The organism is Desulfomicrobium orale DSM 12838, assembly GCF_001553625.1.
Classification (GTDB): Bacteria; Desulfobacterota; Desulfovibrionia; order Desulfovibrionales; family Desulfomicrobiaceae; genus Desulfomicrobium; species Desulfomicrobium orale.
On the sequence record NZ_CP014230.1, the window covers coordinates 461,537 to 477,899 of the forward strand.

Genomic DNA, 16,363 nt, shown 5'->3' on the forward strand with positions numbered 1-16,363 from the left:
TTGGCAGCCAGGCCACGAAATATCCAAAAGCTCCATCTCCCCTGCCCATGAATACCCAGGGGAACCGTCGCTTGATTCACATCATATCCAACGGATCAAGATCCACGGAGAGACGGGCATGTTTCTCCTTTTGCAACGCCTTGCGCACGCCAGCGAAGACCCCCCGTATCTCGGACCACGAACCACCCTTCAGCAGACAATGAAAGCGCTTGCGGCCGCGCAGAACGGCCAGCGGTGCCGGAGCCGGGCCAAGGACACGCACTCCCGCTTCCTGCCCCAGCCGCCGCAGATGCCGGGAGAACTCCGTCAGCACAGTTCCTTCCGGCTCAGCCATGGGCAGAGACAGCCTCACCAGCGCCAGTCTGACGAAAGGGGGATAACCCATGGCCCTGCGCAAAGCGATTTCCCTGAAGTAAAATCCCTCGTAATCATTGCGCAGAATATACTGCCAGCAATAGTGATCAGGATTTCTGGTCTGGATCAGCACCCGTCCCGGCGCATCTCCCCGGCCCGCGCGGCCCGCCACCTGCACCAGCATCTGGAAGCACCGTTCCGTAGCCCTGTAGTCCGGAAGATTCAAGCCCAGGTCCCCGTCGGCCACCACAACCAGCGTCACGCCGGGGAAATGGTGCCCCTTGCTGAGCATCTGCGTACCCACCAGCACCTGGGCTTCCCGCCGGGCAAAGGCGTCCAGAACTTCCTGCATGGCTCCGGCCCGGCGCGAAACGTCCCGGTCCAGACGCAGTACTCTGGTGCCCCGGGGCAGCCTGTCGCGCAAAAACTCCTCCAGCCGCTCGGTGCCCTCACCCAGAGGCAGCAGCAGATGTGAACGGCACTGCGGACAAGGCGCGGGAAACGGTACGCTGTGACCGCAGTAATGGCACAGCAGGAGCTCCCGGCGCTTGTGCAGGGTCATGGGAACCTGGCAGTGCGGGCATTTGACGGACTCCGAGCAGGAATCGCAAAAAAGCACCGGCGCGAAACCCCGGCGGTTATGCAGGATGATGACCTGTCCGCCCTCGGCGATGACGCCCAGCATGGCCTCGCTCACGGAAGCGGTAAACGGTCCGTCCGACGGCGGTTCCGCACGCAGATCGACCAGTTCGACGGCCGGCAGCGAGCCGCCCCCCACCCGGGAATCCAGTCGGGCCAAATGCACCTGTCCCTCGCGCGCGGCATGGAAAATCTTGATATCCGGCGTGGCCGAACCCATCAGCAGAAGGCCGGCGGTCCGGGCCACACGGCCGTAGGCCAGCTCCTTGGCTTGATACACGAATCCCTCCTCCTGCTTGAAGGAGGCGTCATGCTCCTCATCCAGAATGATCAGCCCCGGAGCTACGGGCAGAAAAAGACATGACCGCGTCCCCACGATCAGACGGGGAGCATCGGCTTCTGCAAGTTCCGTGAACAGCTGCCGCCGCCGTGCGCCATTCAGATAGCCATGATACAGGCGGATTTCACGACCCGGCAATCCGGCCCGCGCATCGGCGTGCAGCTTGAGAGCAATGCCCACCTCCGGAGCGAGCAGCATCGCGTGGCCCCCCGCGTCCAGACAACGTCTGACCAGTTCCAGGTACACGGCTGTCTTGCCGCTTCCGGTCACGCCGAAGAGAAGTCCCGTTTCCGGGCGAGGCGAGCGCAGCAGAGTGTCAAACTCCTCCACGGCCGCGCACTGTTCGGCACTCAGACGCAACACCGGCCCGGCCTCGGAAGGTGTGCTTTCCGCCTCGAACTGCGAGACAACCTCGCGCACCAGTCCCTTGTGCAGCAAGGTGTTCAGAACTGACGAGGTGTTCTTGCCCAGGTTCGCGGACAGTGTTCTGGATGAAGACACGCCGTGGACATCGAGAAACCTCAGTACGGCCAGCTGCATCGCGGCCTGGGGCCTGACCGGCCATGGAGGTTCGGAAACCAGAGAAAAAAGCCGTTCCCCCCGTTCCGCTCTCTGAACGGGAAAAATCTCCCCGGCAGCCCAGCGCGCTCCCAGCTCCCGCCGTCCGGAGCCGACTGCCAGCTCCGGCATCTCCAGCAAATGACCGTCTGCTGTTCTGAACACAGGCATGTCCCGCAGCCCGGCAGGCAGCACCCGGGACAGAATTTTACCCGGAAGCTCCATCTGCCGGACGGCAAGATCGCGGATCACATCCAGATAGCCGGAGGAGAAAAGCGGCGTTCTGTCCACGGGCCACAGCAGTGGACGGACATCCAGACCTTCCGACGGACGGACATCCATCTCCGCCAGAATGCCCATCCGCCAGGAACGGCCGAGAGGCGCCAGCACCCGGCCGCCCACATTCCAGACAGAACGGGGCAGATCGTCGGGCAGGGAATAGATCAGCAGCGCGTAGGGAGCGCCCAGCACCAGCACGGAACAGTACATCATGCTTCGAGAACCGCGCCTCCCGGTTTCGCGGTCCGACAAAGGCGTATCCCCCCCCGCCCTGTACCATTTAGCTTGTCCACCACGGCTCCCGCATGAATCATCTCTTCGGAATGGAAAAGGGAACGGATATTCCCGTTCCCTCTACCCCAAAATCAGTACCTGCAGCTTTCCAAGCTCCAAGGTTCGAAGCCCGCAACTGCAACCCGCCGAGGGCTCCTTATAGAGCGGCCCGGCCGTCCTCTGGCCTTCTACCGCGCGGCCGGAATGAGCTCCCGCAGCCTGTCAATCAGATCATAGCGCAGGTCCTCATCCTGCAAGGCGAAATAGATATTGGCCGTCAGGTAATCGACCCAGTCTCCCACATCGAAGCGCTGTCCCCGCAACTTCACGGCCAGCAGGCGATTCTGCCGGGCCAGAGCGTCCAGTGCGTCGGTCAGCTGAATTTCTCCGGTCTGGTCGGGAGTGAGCGCCTCCAGATGATTGAAGACTTCCGGGGTGAGCACATAGCGCCCCACCACGGCCAGCCGGGACGGAGCGTTCTCCATGCTCGGCTTCTCCTTGACCCCGCGAATGCGATACAAGCCGGGGGCATATTCCTCCGCGTCGATGATGCCGTAGCGGCTGACCTTGTCCCGGGGCACTTCCATGACGCCGACCACGGGCATGCGCTCATTCTTCCAGACATCGAGCACCTGATTCATGCCTGGATCCCGGTTGAACATGAGATCATCACCGACCATGACCGCGAACGGCTCGTCCTGAACCACCTTTTTGGCGCGCAGCACGGCATGCCCAAGCCCCAGGGCCTCTTTCTGGCGCACGACGATGATATTGGCCATTTCGGCCACCTTGCGCACTTCTTCCAGCAGGCTCTTCTGCCCCTTACGCTCAAGCAGCTGCTCCAGAGCCAGATTGTAGTCGAAATGGTCCTCGATGATGCGCTTGGTCTGGTTGTTCACGAAAACCACATCGGAAAGCCCCGAATCAATGGCCTCTTCCACAATATACTGAATGGACGGCTTGCGGAATATAGGCAGCATTTCCTTGGGCACGTTCTTTACTGCCGGCAGTGATCTGGTTCCCCATCCGGCCACGGGGATGACTACTTTGCGTACCTGCATATGATGCTCCTTGTTGTTCGGAAAAATTTCAGCTCAGGCCGTGCTCGACAGTCTGAACCAGTTCCGCGCACAGCTCGTCCACCAGATTCTGATCCTGCGCCTCCACCATGATCCGTGCCAGAGCTTCGGTACCGGAATAACGCAGCAGCACCCGGCCGGTCTTACCCAGCTTCTCTTCGGCGCGGTGAACCGCGTCCTGAATGTCGGGAACCTCCTCAAAGGGCACCTTCTTTTTGACCCACACATTGGCCAGCTTCTGCGGATACGGCTCCAGCAGGCCCGCGATTTCGGAGATGGGACGCTGCCTGCCCACCATGACCCGCAGCAATTGCAGCGCGGCCAGAATGCCGTCTCCCGTGGTGGAGTGTTCCATGAACACCATGTGTCCGGACTGCTCTCCGCCCAGAACATAGCCGCCCCGGCGCATTTCCTCAACGACGTATCTGTCCCCGACCCTGGTCCGGACCAGCTGCCCGCCACGCTCGTTCATGAACACTTCCAGGGCCATGTTGCTCATGACCGTGGCCACCAGCGTTTTGCTGGGCAATGTCCCCCGGTCGAGCATATCCCCGGCGCAAACGGCCATGATCTGATCGCCGTCCAGCACCTTGCCCCGTTCGTTCACCACGATGAGGCGGTCCGCGTCGCCGTCCAGAGCCAGGCCGATATCGGCCCTGTGTTCACGTACCTTGGCCGCCACCAGCTCCGGATGCAGAGAGCCGCAGCCCTTGTTGATGTTCAGCCCATCCGGGTCCACGCCCAGAGAAAAGACTTCCGCCCCCAGTTCCTCGAAAATGAGCGGCGCCACCCGGTAGGAGGCTCCGTTGGCGCAATCCAGCACGATACGCAGGCCGTCCAGAGTCATGCCCGCCGGAAAGCTGTGTTTGAGTTCAACGATGTACCGACCCGGACTGTCCTGAATTTTCCTGGCCCGCCCTACCTGATTGGAGGCCGGGTAATCCCAGGAAAAATCCGGGCTGGTGATCATTTCGGCCATTTCGTTTTCCACCTGGTCGGGCAGTTTGAAGCCGTCCTTGTCGAAAAACTTGATGCCGTTATCCATGTAAGGATTGTGCGAGGCTGAAATCACCACGCCCAGATCCGCCCGCATGCTGCGGGTCAGAAAACTGATGGCCGGGGTGGGCAGCGGGCCTACCAGAAAAACATCCATCCCGGCCGCGCAGAATCCCGCTGTCAGAGCGGATTCAAAGACATAGCCGGAAAGCCTCGTGTCCTTGCCGATGACCACCCGGTGACGCTTGTCGCCCTTGCGGAAATACTGCCCGGCAGCCAATCCCAGGCGAACCACCAGTTCCGGCTGCATGGGGTACATGTTGACCCGGCCTCTGACACCGTCGGTTCCGAACAATCTGCCCATCAATCCTCCATTGCTATCCGCCGGACTCTCCAGTGCGCCGCACCAGAATCTCGACATCCTCCGGCTTCATCTCGAGAATGCGCACGCCCTCGGGAAACTCGGATCTGGGACGAATCCGGCTGCGGCCGGCAGACGGCTCTCCGCCGGGGTCCACGAACAGGCGCAACGTCTCCCGCCAGTTCTTGTCCCTCAGCAGGCGCACCGGAACATCCAGCTGCACGCGCACGAACTTGGGATCGAAAGTGTACGTGAAGCCTTCGTGCGCGACGGGCTCCAGATTCATCTTGACCCAGATGGCCTGGGTCATCGGGGAAAAGGCAAGAGTATAGTCCACCGACGTGACTTCCGAGGTCACGCCTTCCGGCAGCACCAGCCGGGCCCGCCCCGAAGCCGAAAGCCCGCCGTCCGAGGGGACCCGGATATGCACCGTGGAAATATGCTTCAGGCCATCCAGAGAATGAGCGAAACCCGTGACCGTGACCTGTTCCGGGCTCAGGGTGGCGTTGCGAAAGCGCATGTCCTCCGCCGGCAATCCCTCCCAATCCAGATGAACGGGAAAATTCCGGGAAACAATGGTATCGGCGACCAGTTCGAGTCTGCTGGGGCTTATTTCCACCACATCCACCGCCGAGACGATACTCATGTTTTCCGGAAGCAAGGGGATGATGTTTTCCCCCGGACGGATATCCGCGAGATCGACCTTATACGCCAGACGGTTCATGTTGATGGCCCGGATCTGGCTGCTGGTCCCCCGGATACGGACCTGTACCTTGCCCGCCCCGGAAACGATCTTCATCCGCTGCGGCAGATTCACGAAATCAAGCGGCACCTCCAGCCACGTCTCCACCTTTTCCTGGCCGGAAACCACATACCAGCATATCAGCGCCATGAAGAGCGCCAGCAGTCTGTATTGCCAGTTGTCCTTCATCATTTCCTCAGTGCGGCGCCCAGCACTTTCTGCAGGCGGACCTCGTTCAGGCCGCTGGTGATCCTGCCGCCCACGGCCAGGGAGATGCTGCCCCGCTCTTCAGACACGATCAGGGCCACGGCGTCCGTTTCCTCGGTTACACCGATGGCGGCCCTGTGCCGCGTACCCAGGGAGGCCTCATGCTTGAGACCCACGGCCAGGGGCAGAATGCAGGCCGCGGCATGCACTTTGTTGTCCCGGATGATCACCGCGCCGTCATGCAGGGGCGTATCCAGATGGAAAATGGTCAGCAGCAGATCCTTGCTGAACAGCGCGTCCAGCTCGATGCCGCCGGAAACCACGTCACTCAGGGAGATATTGCGCTCGATGACGATGAGGGCCCCGGTTCTGGTCTTGGCCATCTGCACCAGAGCCAGAATCAGTTCATCCAGCACCTCGGACCGGACCGCATCCTTCTTGAATATGGTGGTCGCGCCCATGGCCGCCAGAGCCTTGCGGATGTCCCGGCGGAAAAGAATGATGACCACCAGAAAAATGGAGCCCAGAAAATTCCCGAGCAGCCAGTTGAGCGTGTACAGGCCGAACTGGCCCGCCGCGAAATAGGCGATGACCACCAAAAGCAGGCCGTAAACCACGGACACGGCCCTTGTGCCCTTGATCAGCAGGATGAGCCGGAAAAAAATGTATCCGACCAGCACGACATCCAGGATGTCCCGCCACGTGACCTGCAAATTTCCCACGGCGAAGTTCAGCACGTTCCAGACTCCCGGGTTTCCAGAGCATGCGCCACGGCCAGAGCGTCCCGCGCCTCGCGGACCTCGTGCACCCGGTGGATGCGTACGCCCATCCGGTAAAGCACGGCGGTCGCGGCCAGCGTCGCCGCGTTGCGTTCGCGTCCTTCGCGGCCGAGCAGATCTCTCCACAGGGATTTGTTGGAAAGCCCCATGAAAACCGGCCGCCCGAATTCCGCCAACCGGTCGATCCACCGCAGAATCTCCAGGTTGTGCTCCAGCCGCTTGCCGAAGCCGATACCCGGATCGAGCACGATGTTCTCCTCCGGCAGGCCCTGCCGGACGAGATGGGCCAGCCGGACGGAAAAAAACTCGCGGATGTCGTCGACCACGTCGCCGTATTTGGGCTCAAGCTGCATGGTGCGCGGATCTCCCTGACTGTGCATGAGCACATAACCGGGCCTGTATTGCAACACAACGTCCAGCAAGGCCGGATCCGCCTCCAAGGCCGAGACGTCGTTTATGATATGCGCCCCGGCCTCCAGTACGGTCCTCGCCACCCCGGCCTTGGTCGTGTCCACGGAGATCACGGCCTCGGGACGATTTTGCGCCACAGCCCGGACCACGGGCAACACGCGGGCCATTTCGTCGGCTTCGGACACGGGTTCGGCGAAGGGGCGCGTGCTCTCCCCGCCGATGTCGAGAATGTCCGCGCCCTGATCGAGCAGACGCATAGCCGTGTCCACGGCAGCGCCGGTTTCCGCCGAAACTCCGCCGTCATAGAAAGAATCGGGAGTTACGTTGACAATGCCCGCCACAAAAAAAGGGGCCGGACCAAGAGTCCTGCCCCCGCACAGGCTCCAGGAGACGAAATTCCTCTCCCTGCGGCTCATGCTTCTTCCCCGCTGCCGCCCTCGTCCAGAGTGAAGGATTCCTCCGACACCTCTTCCTGCGCCGGGGGTTGAGCCTTCTCCGGGGTCTGCGGCGGCAGAGTCTCGCCCCTGATGATTCTGTCCACTTCCTCGCCGGTCAGGGTCTCGCGGTCGATGAGCGCCGAGGACAGGGAGTGCAACAGTTCGATATTGTCCCGCAGGATGGTCATGGCCGTGTCATAGGCCTCGCTCAGAATGCGTTTGACTTCCATGTCCACACGGCGGGCCGTGTCTTCGCTGTAATCCTGGACGTGAGCCATGTCCCGGCCCAGAAACACTTCGTCGTTCTTCCGGCCCAGCGCCATGGGGCCGAACTCCTCGCTCATGCCCCATTCACAGACCATGCGCCGGGCCATGTCCGTGGCCCGCTCGATATCGTTGCCCGCGCCCGTGGTAAGAGAACTGAACACCAGCTCCTCGGCCGCGCGGCCGCCGAAAAGCACCGCCAAAGCGCTCTCCAGATAGGTTTTGGAATAGGTATGCCGGTCGTCCTCGGGCAGGTACTGGGTCAGACCCAGAGCCCGGCCGCGGGGGATGATGGTCACCTTGTGCACGGGGTCCGTGCCCGGCAGGAACTTGCCCACCAGGGTGTGCCCGGCTTCGTGATACGCAGTGGTCTTCTTTTCCTCGTCGCTCAGGATCAGGGAGCGGCGCTCCTTGCCCATCATGACCTTGTCCTTGGCCTCCTCGAAATCGCGCATGGTCACCTTGTCCTGATTCAGCTTGGCCGCGTGCAGGGCCGCCTCGTTGACCAGGTTTTCCAGATCGGCTCCGGAGAATCCGGGAGTGCCCCGGGCCAGAACCTCCAGATCCACCTCGGGAGAAAGCGGCGTCTTGCGCGCATGCACTTCGAGGATGCGCTTGCGGCCCTGCAAATCCGGATTGGGCACCACCACCTGCCGGTCGAAACGCCCCGGCCGCAGCAGGGCCGGATCGAGCACGTCCGGCCGGTTGGTGGCGGCGATGAGGATGACGCCTTCGTTGGATTCAAAGCCGTCCATTTCCACCAGCATGGCGTTCAGAGTCTGTTCGCGTTCGTCGTGGCCGCCGCCCAGTCCCGCGCCGCGCTGGCGGCCCACGGCGTCGATCTCATCGATGAAAATAAGACAGGGCGCGTTCTTCTTGCCCTGGATGAACAGATCGCGCACCCGGGCCGCGCCCACACCCACGAACATTTCCACGAAATCCGAGCCGGAAATGGAGAAAAAGGGCACCCCCGCCTCTCCGGCCACGGCGCGGGCCAGCAGAGTCTTGCCTGTGCCCGGAGAGCCCACCAGCAACACCCCTTTGGGAATGCGGCCGCCGAGGCGGGTGAATTTTTTGGGATTACTCAGAAAATCGACGACTTCCTGCAATTCCTCCTTGGCCTCGTCCACGCCGGCCACGTCGGCGAACGTGACCTTGGTCTCTTCCTGAGTGACCATCTTGGCCCGCGAACGCCCGAAAGACATGGCCTTGCCCCCGCCGCTCTGCATCTGGCGCATGAAGAATATCCACACGCCGATCAACAAGAGCATGGGAAACCAGGAGGCAAGCACAGTCACGTACCAGGGGGCTTCCTCCAGAGGTTCGGCCTTGACCTGCACATTGTGCCTGACCAGCGTATCCACCAGGGTCGGATCGTTGGGGGTATAGGTGGAGAAACGCTGTCCGCCCACCAGGGTACCCGTGACCCGCGCGCCCTGGATTTTCACGCTGTCGACCTCGTTCTTCCGGACTTTGGCCAAAAATTCCGTATAATTCAGATCATTGGGTGCATTCTGGGGCTTGTTGAACATGTTGAACACGACGATCATGATCATACAGATAGCGGCCCAGAGCACCAGATTCTTGGAAATATTGTTCAAAAGAAGAAACCTCCATAACCCGGGACGTGCGGCAGCCGCAGCGCCCGGTCATCTTCGGGAATAAGCCGTCCTAACGAAACAAGTTCCGATTGTTAAGGCCGGTTTTCAGAATGACAAGGAAATTTTCGCGGCCGCCGGCACTTTTCCGATCGATCCACGGAAAGGCTTGATCATCGTTTACCGCGCTGATAGGCACGAAGTCCGCATGGAGGGAGGCGTGTTCGTTCCGGTGAGCGGCCCGGTCTTCAAAACCGGTGGAAGGTCGAGAGATCTTCGGTAGGTTCGACCCCTATACGCCTCCGCCATTTCCTTCCGCCATCCCGCCGAAATCTTCCGGCAGCACGGCCCAGGCCGCCCGTTTGCCCGCTTCCAGACTGCCGAAATCCGCCTCCACTCCCAAAGCCCGGGCCGGATTGCGTGTCACAAGCTCCAGGAGCCCCATAGGGGATACGCCGGGCAGCATGGCCCGGACGGTCCGCAGTTCGGCCCACAGTTCCATGTCCGGGGCGGAGGCCAGAGAATCCGTCCCCAGGCACAGGGGCACGCCCGCCGCATGGAGCATGGCCGCCGGGGCCGGGCCCACGCCGATCCAGGTGTTGCTGCGCGGGCACAGGCACACGGACGCGCCGCTGTGCGCCAGAATGTCCGCATCTTCCTCGTTCACCCGCACGCAATGCACGGCCAGGGAACGGTTATCCAGCAGCCCCAAAGAGCGGGCAAAAGGGACAACGCGCTGTTCCGGCGGCACGAATCCCGAAGGCAGAATGCGGCGTGAACGGACGAATTCGGCCAGTTTTCCTCCACCGGTCAGGAAAAGCTCGTTCTCGCCCGGCACTTCAGCCAGGTGCAGGGAAAACGGCAGACGCCGCTGTCCGCACCATGCCTTGACGCGCCGAGCCAGATCAGCATGGCACGAATACAGGGCATGGACGGCAAGGCTCCACGCTCCGGGCAGCGGACGCGGGGTCACATTGCGCCCCGAACCCGTCCATTCCCGGAAAAGATGGCCGGCCACGCGCTGCCGGTCCAGAGCCGCGCGCACCAGCTCTGCATCCCGGCCGGTCACATCCCCCACGCAGGCCACGCCTCCGGCCCGCATCCGCGCCACGGCCCGTTCCACTGCGGCGGCGTCTGTCTTTTCATTCATGAGGGCGAAGAGGCGATCGGCCCAGGCCGCAAATCCCAGGCCGGGCGGAATGCGGCCGGACAGGTGGGACAGACCCAGATGGGTATGGGCGTTGATCAGGCCGGGAACGATGGCCACACTGCCCAGATCGTGTGCCGGGCCACAATCCCGGACCTCTTTCCACGGCCCGATGGCCACGATGCGCCCCCCCGCCACGGCCAAGCCGCCGTCCGCGATCTCGGGCAGAGCCGGATTCATGGTCAGAATGCGCGCCGCGCGCCAGACGCCGTCAATCATCCGCAAAGTCCACAAAAAAGGCGGCACACGCCGCCTCGAATTTTCAAAAACTTTTGGAATGCCCCGGCCCTATTCATTCTCTTCCAGCCAGGCCGCAATATCCGCAAGCTGAGCCCGCACCGGATCAGGGCCCGTGCCGCCGGACGTCCGGCGTCTGGCCACGGCCGCATCATGGCCGAGCACGGAAAACACGTCTTCCCCGATCAGTTCCGAAAAGCCCCGCAGCTCGTCCAGACTCAGCTCCTCGAGCCCCTTGCCCGACTTTTCGGCAAAAGCCACGGCCGCTCCGGTGATGTGATGGGCCTGACGAAAAGGCACGCCCCTGGCCGCCAGATAATCGGCCAGTTCTGTGGCATTCAGAAACCCGGAGCGCAAAGCGTCCCGCATGGCTTTCGCATCGAATTCCAGTTCGGCCAGCATTCCGGCCATGACGGCCAGAGACGGCGACACCGTGTCATGCGTGTCCAGAAAAGGTTCCTTATCCTCCTGCATGTCCCGGTTGTAGGCCAGCGGCAGTCCTTTCATGATGGTCAGAAGGGCCGTCAGATCCCCGTAAACCCGGCCCGTCTTGCCGCGCATGAGTTCGGCCACGTCCGGGTTCTTCTTCTGCGGCATGATGGAGGAGCCCGTGGAATAGGCGTCGGGTAAGCGCACAAAGCCGAAGCGCGGATTGGCCCAGATGATGATCTCCTCGCACAGCCTCGACAGATGCATCATGATCAGGCTGCCGCAGAACACGGCCTCCAGGACGAAATCCCGGTCCGAAACCGCGTCCATGCTGTTGGAGAAAGCGCTGTCAAAGCCCAGGGCTGCGGCCGTCTGCGGCGGATCCAGAGGATACGTGGTCCCGGCCAGAGCCGCCGCTCCCAGAGGAGACACGCGCACCCGCTTCAGCGCATCGGCCAGACGCGCGTGGTCGCGGCGCAGCATCTGGGCGTAGGCCAGAAGATGATGGGCCAGACTGACGGGCTGGGCCGGCTGGAAGTGGGTACACCCCGGCAGCAGCACATCCTGATGCTCTTCGGCGCGCCGGGCCAGCACCCGGACGAGAGCGAGCAGCTGCGCGGACCATTCCTTCAGGCAATCGGCCACGAACAGCCGGAAATCCAGAACCACCTGGTCATTCCGGGAACGGCCGGTATGCAGTTTCTGGCCCGGCGCGCCGATGATCTCGGTCAGGCGGTGCTCGATGTTCATGTGCACGTCTTCCAGATCCTGCCGCCAAGCGAAGGTGCCCGTATCGATCTCGGTGCGGATCTGGTCCAGACCGCGATGAATGGCATCCCGCTCGGCCGCCGTGATGACGCCCTGGGCCGCCAGCATGGACGCATGGGCTTTTGAGCCGCTGATATCCTGGGCATACAGCCGGGAGTCGAAGCCCACCGAACAGGTATACCGCTCCACCAGCGGCGCCGTGCTCTCGGCGAACCGGCCGCCCCACAATTTTTTCTCCGCCGCCATGTCTTACCTCTTCAGCCGGTCCGCGAAGGCCCGCCGGGCCTGGAGCCGCAGGCCGTTCAGGCGGATGAAACCCGCCGCGTCGGCCTGGTTGTAGATTTCATCCTTCTCGAAGGTGGCCAGAGCCGGGTTGTACAGAGAATACGGCGACTTGCGGGCCAGCGGATAGACGCCGCCCTTGTAGAGCTTAAGGCGCACCGTGCCGGTCATCGTTTCCTGGGCCTTGTCCATGAGAGCCTGCAAGGCCTCGCGTTCGGGCGCGAACCAGTAGCCGTTGTAGACCATCTCGGCATAGCGCGGAATGAGCGAGTCGCGCAGATGCAGCAGTTCGCGGTCCATGCAGATGCCTTCCAGATCGCGATGGGCGCGCTGCAAGATTGTGCCGCCCGGCGTTTCGTACACCCCGCGGGACTTCATGCCCACGAAGCGGTTTTCCACGATGTCCAGCCGCCCGATGCCGTGCCTGCCGCCCAGAGCATTCAGGGCCGCGAGCATTCCGGCCGGGGAAAGACGTTCGCCGTTTAAAACCACAGGGTTTCCCTGCTCGAATTCCAGAGTGATTTCCTCGGGCGCATCCGGGGCCTGCTCCGGGTTGACGCTCATGACATAGGTGCCCGGCCCCGGCTCGGACCACGGATCTTCGAGCTCCCCGCCCTCGAAGCTCAGATGCAGCAGATTGCGGTCGCAGGAGTAGGGTTTCTCACGGGTCACGGGCACGGGGATGCCGTTTTCCTGACAAAAGGCCAGCAGCTGTGACCGGGAATTGAGGTCCCATTCCCGCCAGGGGGCAATGGTCTTCAGATGCGGAGCCAGGGCCAGAGTGGAGAGCTCGAAACGGACCTGATCATTGCCCTTGCCCGTAGCGCCGTGGGCCACGGCCTGCGCGCCCTCGGCCAGAGCGATTTCCACCAGTTTCCTGGCGATGAGGGGCCGGGCGATGGACGTGCCCAGCAGATAGCCCCCCTCGTACACGGCATTGGCCCGGAACATGGGGAAGACGTAATCGGCTACGAATTCTTCCCGCAAATCCACCACAAAAGCCTTGCTGGCTCCGGTGCTCAGGGCTTTTTCCTCCAGACCGTCCAGTTCCTCGCCCTGCCCCAGATCGGCGGTCATGGTGATGACCTCGCAATCGTAATTTTTCCTGATCCACTTCAGGATGGCGGAAGTGTCCAGGCCGCCGGAATAGGCCAGTACGACTTTTTCTATCTTGCTCATGGCATGCTCCTGTCCGCGAACAGCGCGGGAAAATTTATGGTTATGGGGGCCGACCAGAAATGCGCCGCAGGCCCTACGAAAACACCCACTCCAGAATGGCTTTCTGCATGTGCAGGCGGTTTTCGGCCTGGTCGAAGACAATGGACCGCGCGCTCTCGAACACGGCCTCGGTGATCTCTTCGCCCCGATGCGCGGGCAGGCAGTGCAGCACCTTCACGCCGGGATCGGCCAGGGAAAGCAGTTCATCGGTCAGGCAGTAACCGGCAAAAGCCTTTTCCCGCTTTTTCTGTTCCGCCTCCTGCCCCATGGAGGCCCAAACGTCCGTATTCACGAAATGGGCTCCGGCCACGGCGGTCTTGGGTTCGTCCGTGACGAAAACCCTCGCCCCCATGCTCAGAGCCCGTTCCAGCACCAGGGTGTCCGGCATGTAGTCCCCGGGGCAGGCCACGTTCAGGGTGAAACCGAAATAGATGCTGGCATTGATCCACGAATGGGCCATGTTGTTGCCGTCGCCCACCCAAGCGATGGTCAGATCCCTGAAATTATCAGCGAGTTCGGAAATTGTGAGCATGTCGCTCATGACCTGGCAAGGATGATACAGGTCCGTCAGGGCGTTGATGACCGGGATGCCGCCGAACCGGGCCAAGTCCTCCACGTTTTTCTGGGCAAAGGTGCGCACCACCATGCCCTGAACATACCGGGCCAGCACCCGCGCCGTATCCTTCAGGGGCTCGCTGCGACCCAGCTGGGAATCGGCCGGAGTCAGAAAAATGGTGTCCCCGCCCAGATGGCGGATGCCGACCTCAAAGGAAACCCGGGTCCGGGTGGAGGCCTTTTCGAAAATCATGGCCAGCACCTTTCCCGACAGCAGGGTGGAACGGTAATTTTCCCGCTTCATTTCGCGGGCCCGGACCACAAGACTCAGGGCTTCCTCGGGTTTGAGATCCAGGATGGACAAGAAATGCTTCATGGCGTCTCCAGTCTTCTGCTCATTGTGGGAAAAGAGAATGCCTACAAATCCTGACCCATGTTTGTAAAGTGCGGCTGCGGACATGCGGCATAAGGAACTTCGTGATTCGTGAGAGGATGTCCGCGCCATAAGAAATCCGGGGCAAACCCAAAATATAATGCATGGTCTCAAGAGGCTGAATCAGAACGGCAAGCAAATCAGGGAATACAGATGGCTGGGCTTCTGCCTTGTGATCGTACGCTCTCATTGACAGTACGAAGAAAAAGGAAATAGCCTCGCCAAAAGTAACATATTCTAATTATCCATGTTATTAACAGGCCAATTTTCCCATTATCATTCACTCAGAAGGCAACTATGCGCTGGCTCGCTTTGCTTGTCTTTTTACTGACCGTTCTCGCCGTATCCCCTGCTCAGGCCCATTTCGGCATGGTCATCCCCTCGGCCAGCACGGCCATGGAAAAGAAGGATGCAGCCATCGATCTGACCCTCTCCTTTTCCCATTCCATGGAAATATCCGGCATGCCTCTGGCCGCTCCGGCATCCTTCAAAGTCTTCGTAAACGGCCGGGTCGAAGATCTCACCGCCGGGTTGAAACCGGTCAAGGTCATGGATTATGAAGGCTGATCCGCCCATTATGTCATGAAAAAACCCGGAGCATACCAGTTCGTGATGGAGCCCAAGCCCTACTGGGAACCGGCCGAAGACTGTTTCATCATCCATTACACCAAGACCGTGGTGGCCGCCTTCGGCGGGGAAGACGGCTGGGATGAGCCCGCGGGGCTGAAGACGGAAATCGTGCCCCTGACCAGACCCTTCGGCAACTACGCCGACAACGTGTTTCAGGGCCGGGTGCTGCTGGACGGCAAGCCAGTGCCCGGGGCCGAGGTGGAAGTGGAGTTTTACAACAGGGACGGAAAATACGAAGCTCCCAACGACCACATGATCACGCAGGTTATCCGTGCCGATGCCGACGGCGTCTTCACCTACGGCGTGCCTTTTGCCGGATGGTGGGGCTTTGCGGCGCTCAATACCGCGCCGGAAAAGATGAACCGCGACGGCGCGCCCAAGGATGTGGAGCTGGGGGCCGTGCTGTGGACGGAATTTCTGGAACCCGTCCGCAAGTAACAAACGCTCTGCGGATTCCATAAGACGGCGTGCCACAGAACGCCGCTTCCTCTGACAGAGAAACGGCGAGGTCCGGAAATCGTCATTTTCCGGCACAACGACAGCGGCCTGCCGGGCGGTCGGGAAAAATCCTGAAGCGGGACGGATGGACATAAGAGCAAACCATGCCGTAAAAACGGTGGAGCACTCGCCGCAATAACACGTTAACCCGTCATGGCTGCAATCAAAGAGGTACACATGCACATTTCCGAAGGCGCTCTTTCTCCGGCCATGCTCGGGGCCGGTGCGGCACTGACCGCCGTGGGCACGGCGATCGGCCTGCGCCGTCTGGACTACGACCGGCTCATGACCGTGGCCATTCTATCCTCGGCCTTTTTCGTGGGCTCTCTCGTTCACGTGCCCATCGGACTGTCCAGCGCCCATCTCATCCTGAATGGCCTGCTCGGCGCCATTCTGGGCTGGGCCGCCTTTCCTGCCATTCTGACGGCACTCCTGCTTCAGGCCGTGCTGTTTCAGTTCGGCGGCATCACCGTGCTGGGCGTGAACACCTTCAATGTGGCCGGCCCCGCGGTGCTGTGCTTCTATCTGTTCCGGCCCATGATGCTGCGCTCCGGACGGACCCGGGTAATCGGCTCGTTCTGCTGCGGCGCCCTGGCCGTGGCCGGAACGGCGCTGCTGGCCGCCCTGTCCCTGGCGTTCTCGGATGAAGGCTTTCTCCAGTCGGCCCGGCTGCTTTTTCTGGCCCACATTCCGATCATGGTGGTCGAGGGTGTCATGACGGCGCTGATCGTCCCTTTTCTGGCCAAGGTCCGCCCCGAACTTCTTTCTTTTTCCTGACCGGGAGGTCGA

12 protein-coding genes, 1 tRNA gene and 1 pseudogene are annotated in these 16,363 nt (G+C 61.6%); 3 read left to right on the plus strand and 11 right to left on the minus strand.

Features of this window, described 5'->3' with window-relative positions; translation table 11 throughout:
* Positions 1–76: 76 nt before the first annotated feature.
* The 7 genes from priA to ftsH form a co-directional block, all read right to left on the minus strand.
* Entirely contained in the window at positions 77–2,383 is a 2,307-nt protein-coding gene (priA, locus tag AXF15_RS02095) for a replication restart helicase PriA (protein WP_066602648.1), read from the minus strand.
* 248 nt (positions 2,384–2,631) lie between these two features.
* A complete protein-coding gene (gene galU / locus AXF15_RS02100) occupies positions 2,632–3,504 on the minus strand; it encodes a UTP--glucose-1-phosphate uridylyltransferase GalU (protein WP_066602651.1) in 873 nt (290 codons plus the stop codon).
* 28 nt (positions 3,505–3,532) lie between these two features.
* Positions 3,533–4,882: a phosphoglucosamine mutase gene (glmM, locus tag AXF15_RS02105; protein WP_066602653.1), complete on the minus strand. Its 1,350-nt coding sequence runs from the start codon at positions 4,880–4,882 to the stop codon at positions 3,533–3,535.
* Between the two features lie 13 nt (positions 4,883–4,895).
* On the minus strand, positions 4,896–5,771 hold the full coding sequence (locus AXF15_RS02110; protein ID WP_151192253.1) for a CdaR family protein: 876 nt from the start codon (positions 5,769–5,771) through the stop codon (positions 4,896–4,898).
* A gap of 38 nt (positions 5,772–5,809) precedes the next feature.
* Complete coding sequence (gene cdaA / locus AXF15_RS02115) at positions 5,810–6,565, minus strand: diadenylate cyclase CdaA (RefSeq protein ID WP_066602657.1); 756 nt, start codon at positions 6,563–6,565, stop codon at positions 5,810–5,812.
* Positions 6,559–7,434 (minus strand): dihydropteroate synthase, encoded by an 876-nt coding sequence (gene folP / locus AXF15_RS02120; protein ID WP_066602661.1) that lies wholly within the window; start codon positions 7,432–7,434, stop codon positions 6,559–6,561. The genes cdaA and folP overlap by 7 nt, the downstream gene beginning before the upstream one ends.
* Positions 7,431–9,320 carry an ATP-dependent zinc metalloprotease FtsH gene (ftsH, locus tag AXF15_RS02125; RefSeq protein WP_066602664.1) on the minus strand — a complete coding sequence of 630 codons (1,890 nt, stop codon included), beginning with the start codon at positions 9,318–9,320 and terminating at the stop codon, positions 7,431–7,433. Before ftsH ends, folP begins: the two co-directional genes overlap by 4 nt.
* Positions 9,321–9,531: 211 nt before the next feature.
* Here ftsH and AXF15_RS02130 point away from each other — a divergent pair.
* A tRNA-Sec gene (locus tag AXF15_RS02130) sits at positions 9,532–9,625 on the plus strand.
* On the opposite strand, the gene AXF15_RS13245 is transcribed toward AXF15_RS02130, so the two are convergent.
* The 4 genes from AXF15_RS13245 to argF form a co-directional block, all read right to left on the minus strand.
* Positions 9,610–10,743 carry an amidohydrolase family protein gene (locus AXF15_RS13245; RefSeq protein ID WP_083517801.1) on the minus strand — a complete coding sequence of 378 codons (1,134 nt, stop codon included), beginning with the start codon at positions 10,741–10,743 and terminating at the stop codon, positions 9,610–9,612. The two genes, AXF15_RS02130 and AXF15_RS13245, sit on opposite strands and share 16 nt — an antisense overlap.
* 69 nt (positions 10,744–10,812) lie before the next feature.
* Positions 10,813–12,204, minus strand: a complete 1,392-nt coding sequence (argH, locus tag AXF15_RS02135; protein WP_066602666.1) for an argininosuccinate lyase — start codon at positions 12,202–12,204, stop codon at positions 10,813–10,815.
* A 3-nt stretch (positions 12,205–12,207) separates the two neighbouring features.
* Complete coding sequence (locus tag AXF15_RS02140) at positions 12,208–13,419, minus strand: argininosuccinate synthase (protein ID WP_066602673.1); 1,212 nt, start codon at positions 13,417–13,419, stop codon at positions 12,208–12,210.
* A gap of 73 nt (positions 13,420–13,492) precedes the next feature.
* A complete protein-coding gene (gene argF, locus AXF15_RS02145; protein WP_066602675.1) occupies positions 13,493–14,389 on the minus strand; it encodes an ornithine carbamoyltransferase in 897 nt (298 codons plus the stop codon).
* Positions 14,390–14,743: 354 nt separating this feature from the next.
* On the opposite strand from argF, the pseudogene AXF15_RS02150 reads away from it, so the two are divergent.
* Both AXF15_RS02150 and cbiM read left to right on the plus strand, forming a co-directional pair.
* A pseudogene (locus AXF15_RS02150) lies at positions 14,744–15,514 on the plus strand (DUF4198 domain-containing protein).
* Between the two features lie 237 nt (positions 15,515–15,751).
* Positions 15,752–16,351: a cobalt transporter CbiM gene (gene cbiM, locus AXF15_RS02155; RefSeq protein ID WP_066602677.1), complete on the plus strand. Its 600-nt coding sequence runs from the start codon at positions 15,752–15,754 to the stop codon at positions 16,349–16,351.
* The last annotated feature ends 12 nt before the right edge of the window (positions 16,352–16,363 follow it).

Excerpts from the sequence above, each read along its gene's own strand:
- galU (WP_066602651.1), bottom strand. The coding sequence starts at position 3,504 with ATGCAGGTACGCAAAGTAGTCATCCCCGTGGCCGGATGGGGAACCAGA.
- AXF15_RS02110 (WP_151192253.1), bottom strand. The coding sequence starts at position 5,771 with ATGGCGCTGATATGCTGGTATGTGGTTTCCGGCCAGGAAAAGGTGGAG.
- priA (WP_066602648.1), bottom strand. The coding sequence starts at position 2,383 with ATGATGTACTGTTCCGTGCTGGTGCTGGGCGCTCCCTACGCGCTGCTG.
- folP (WP_066602661.1), bottom strand. The coding sequence starts at position 7,434 with ATGAGCCGCAGGGAGAGGAATTTCGTCTCCTGGAGCCTGTGCGGGGGC.
- cbiM (WP_066602677.1), top strand. The coding sequence starts at position 15,752 with ATGCACATTTCCGAAGGCGCTCTTTCTCCGGCCATGCTCGGGGCCGGT.
- glmM (WP_066602653.1), bottom strand. The coding sequence starts at position 4,882 with ATGGGCAGATTGTTCGGAACCGACGGTGTCAGAGGCCGGGTCAACATG.
- AXF15_RS02140 (WP_066602673.1), bottom strand. The coding sequence starts at position 13,419 with ATGAGCAAGATAGAAAAAGTCGTACTGGCCTATTCCGGCGGCCTGGAC.
- AXF15_RS13245 (WP_083517801.1), bottom strand. The coding sequence starts at position 10,743 with ATGATTGACGGCGTCTGGCGCGCGGCGCGCATTCTGACCATGAATCCG.
- argH (WP_066602666.1), bottom strand. The coding sequence starts at position 12,204 with ATGGCGGCGGAGAAAAAATTGTGGGGCGGCCGGTTCGCCGAGAGCACG.
- argF (WP_066602675.1), bottom strand. The coding sequence starts at position 14,389 with ATGAAGCATTTCTTGTCCATCCTGGATCTCAAACCCGAGGAAGCCCTG.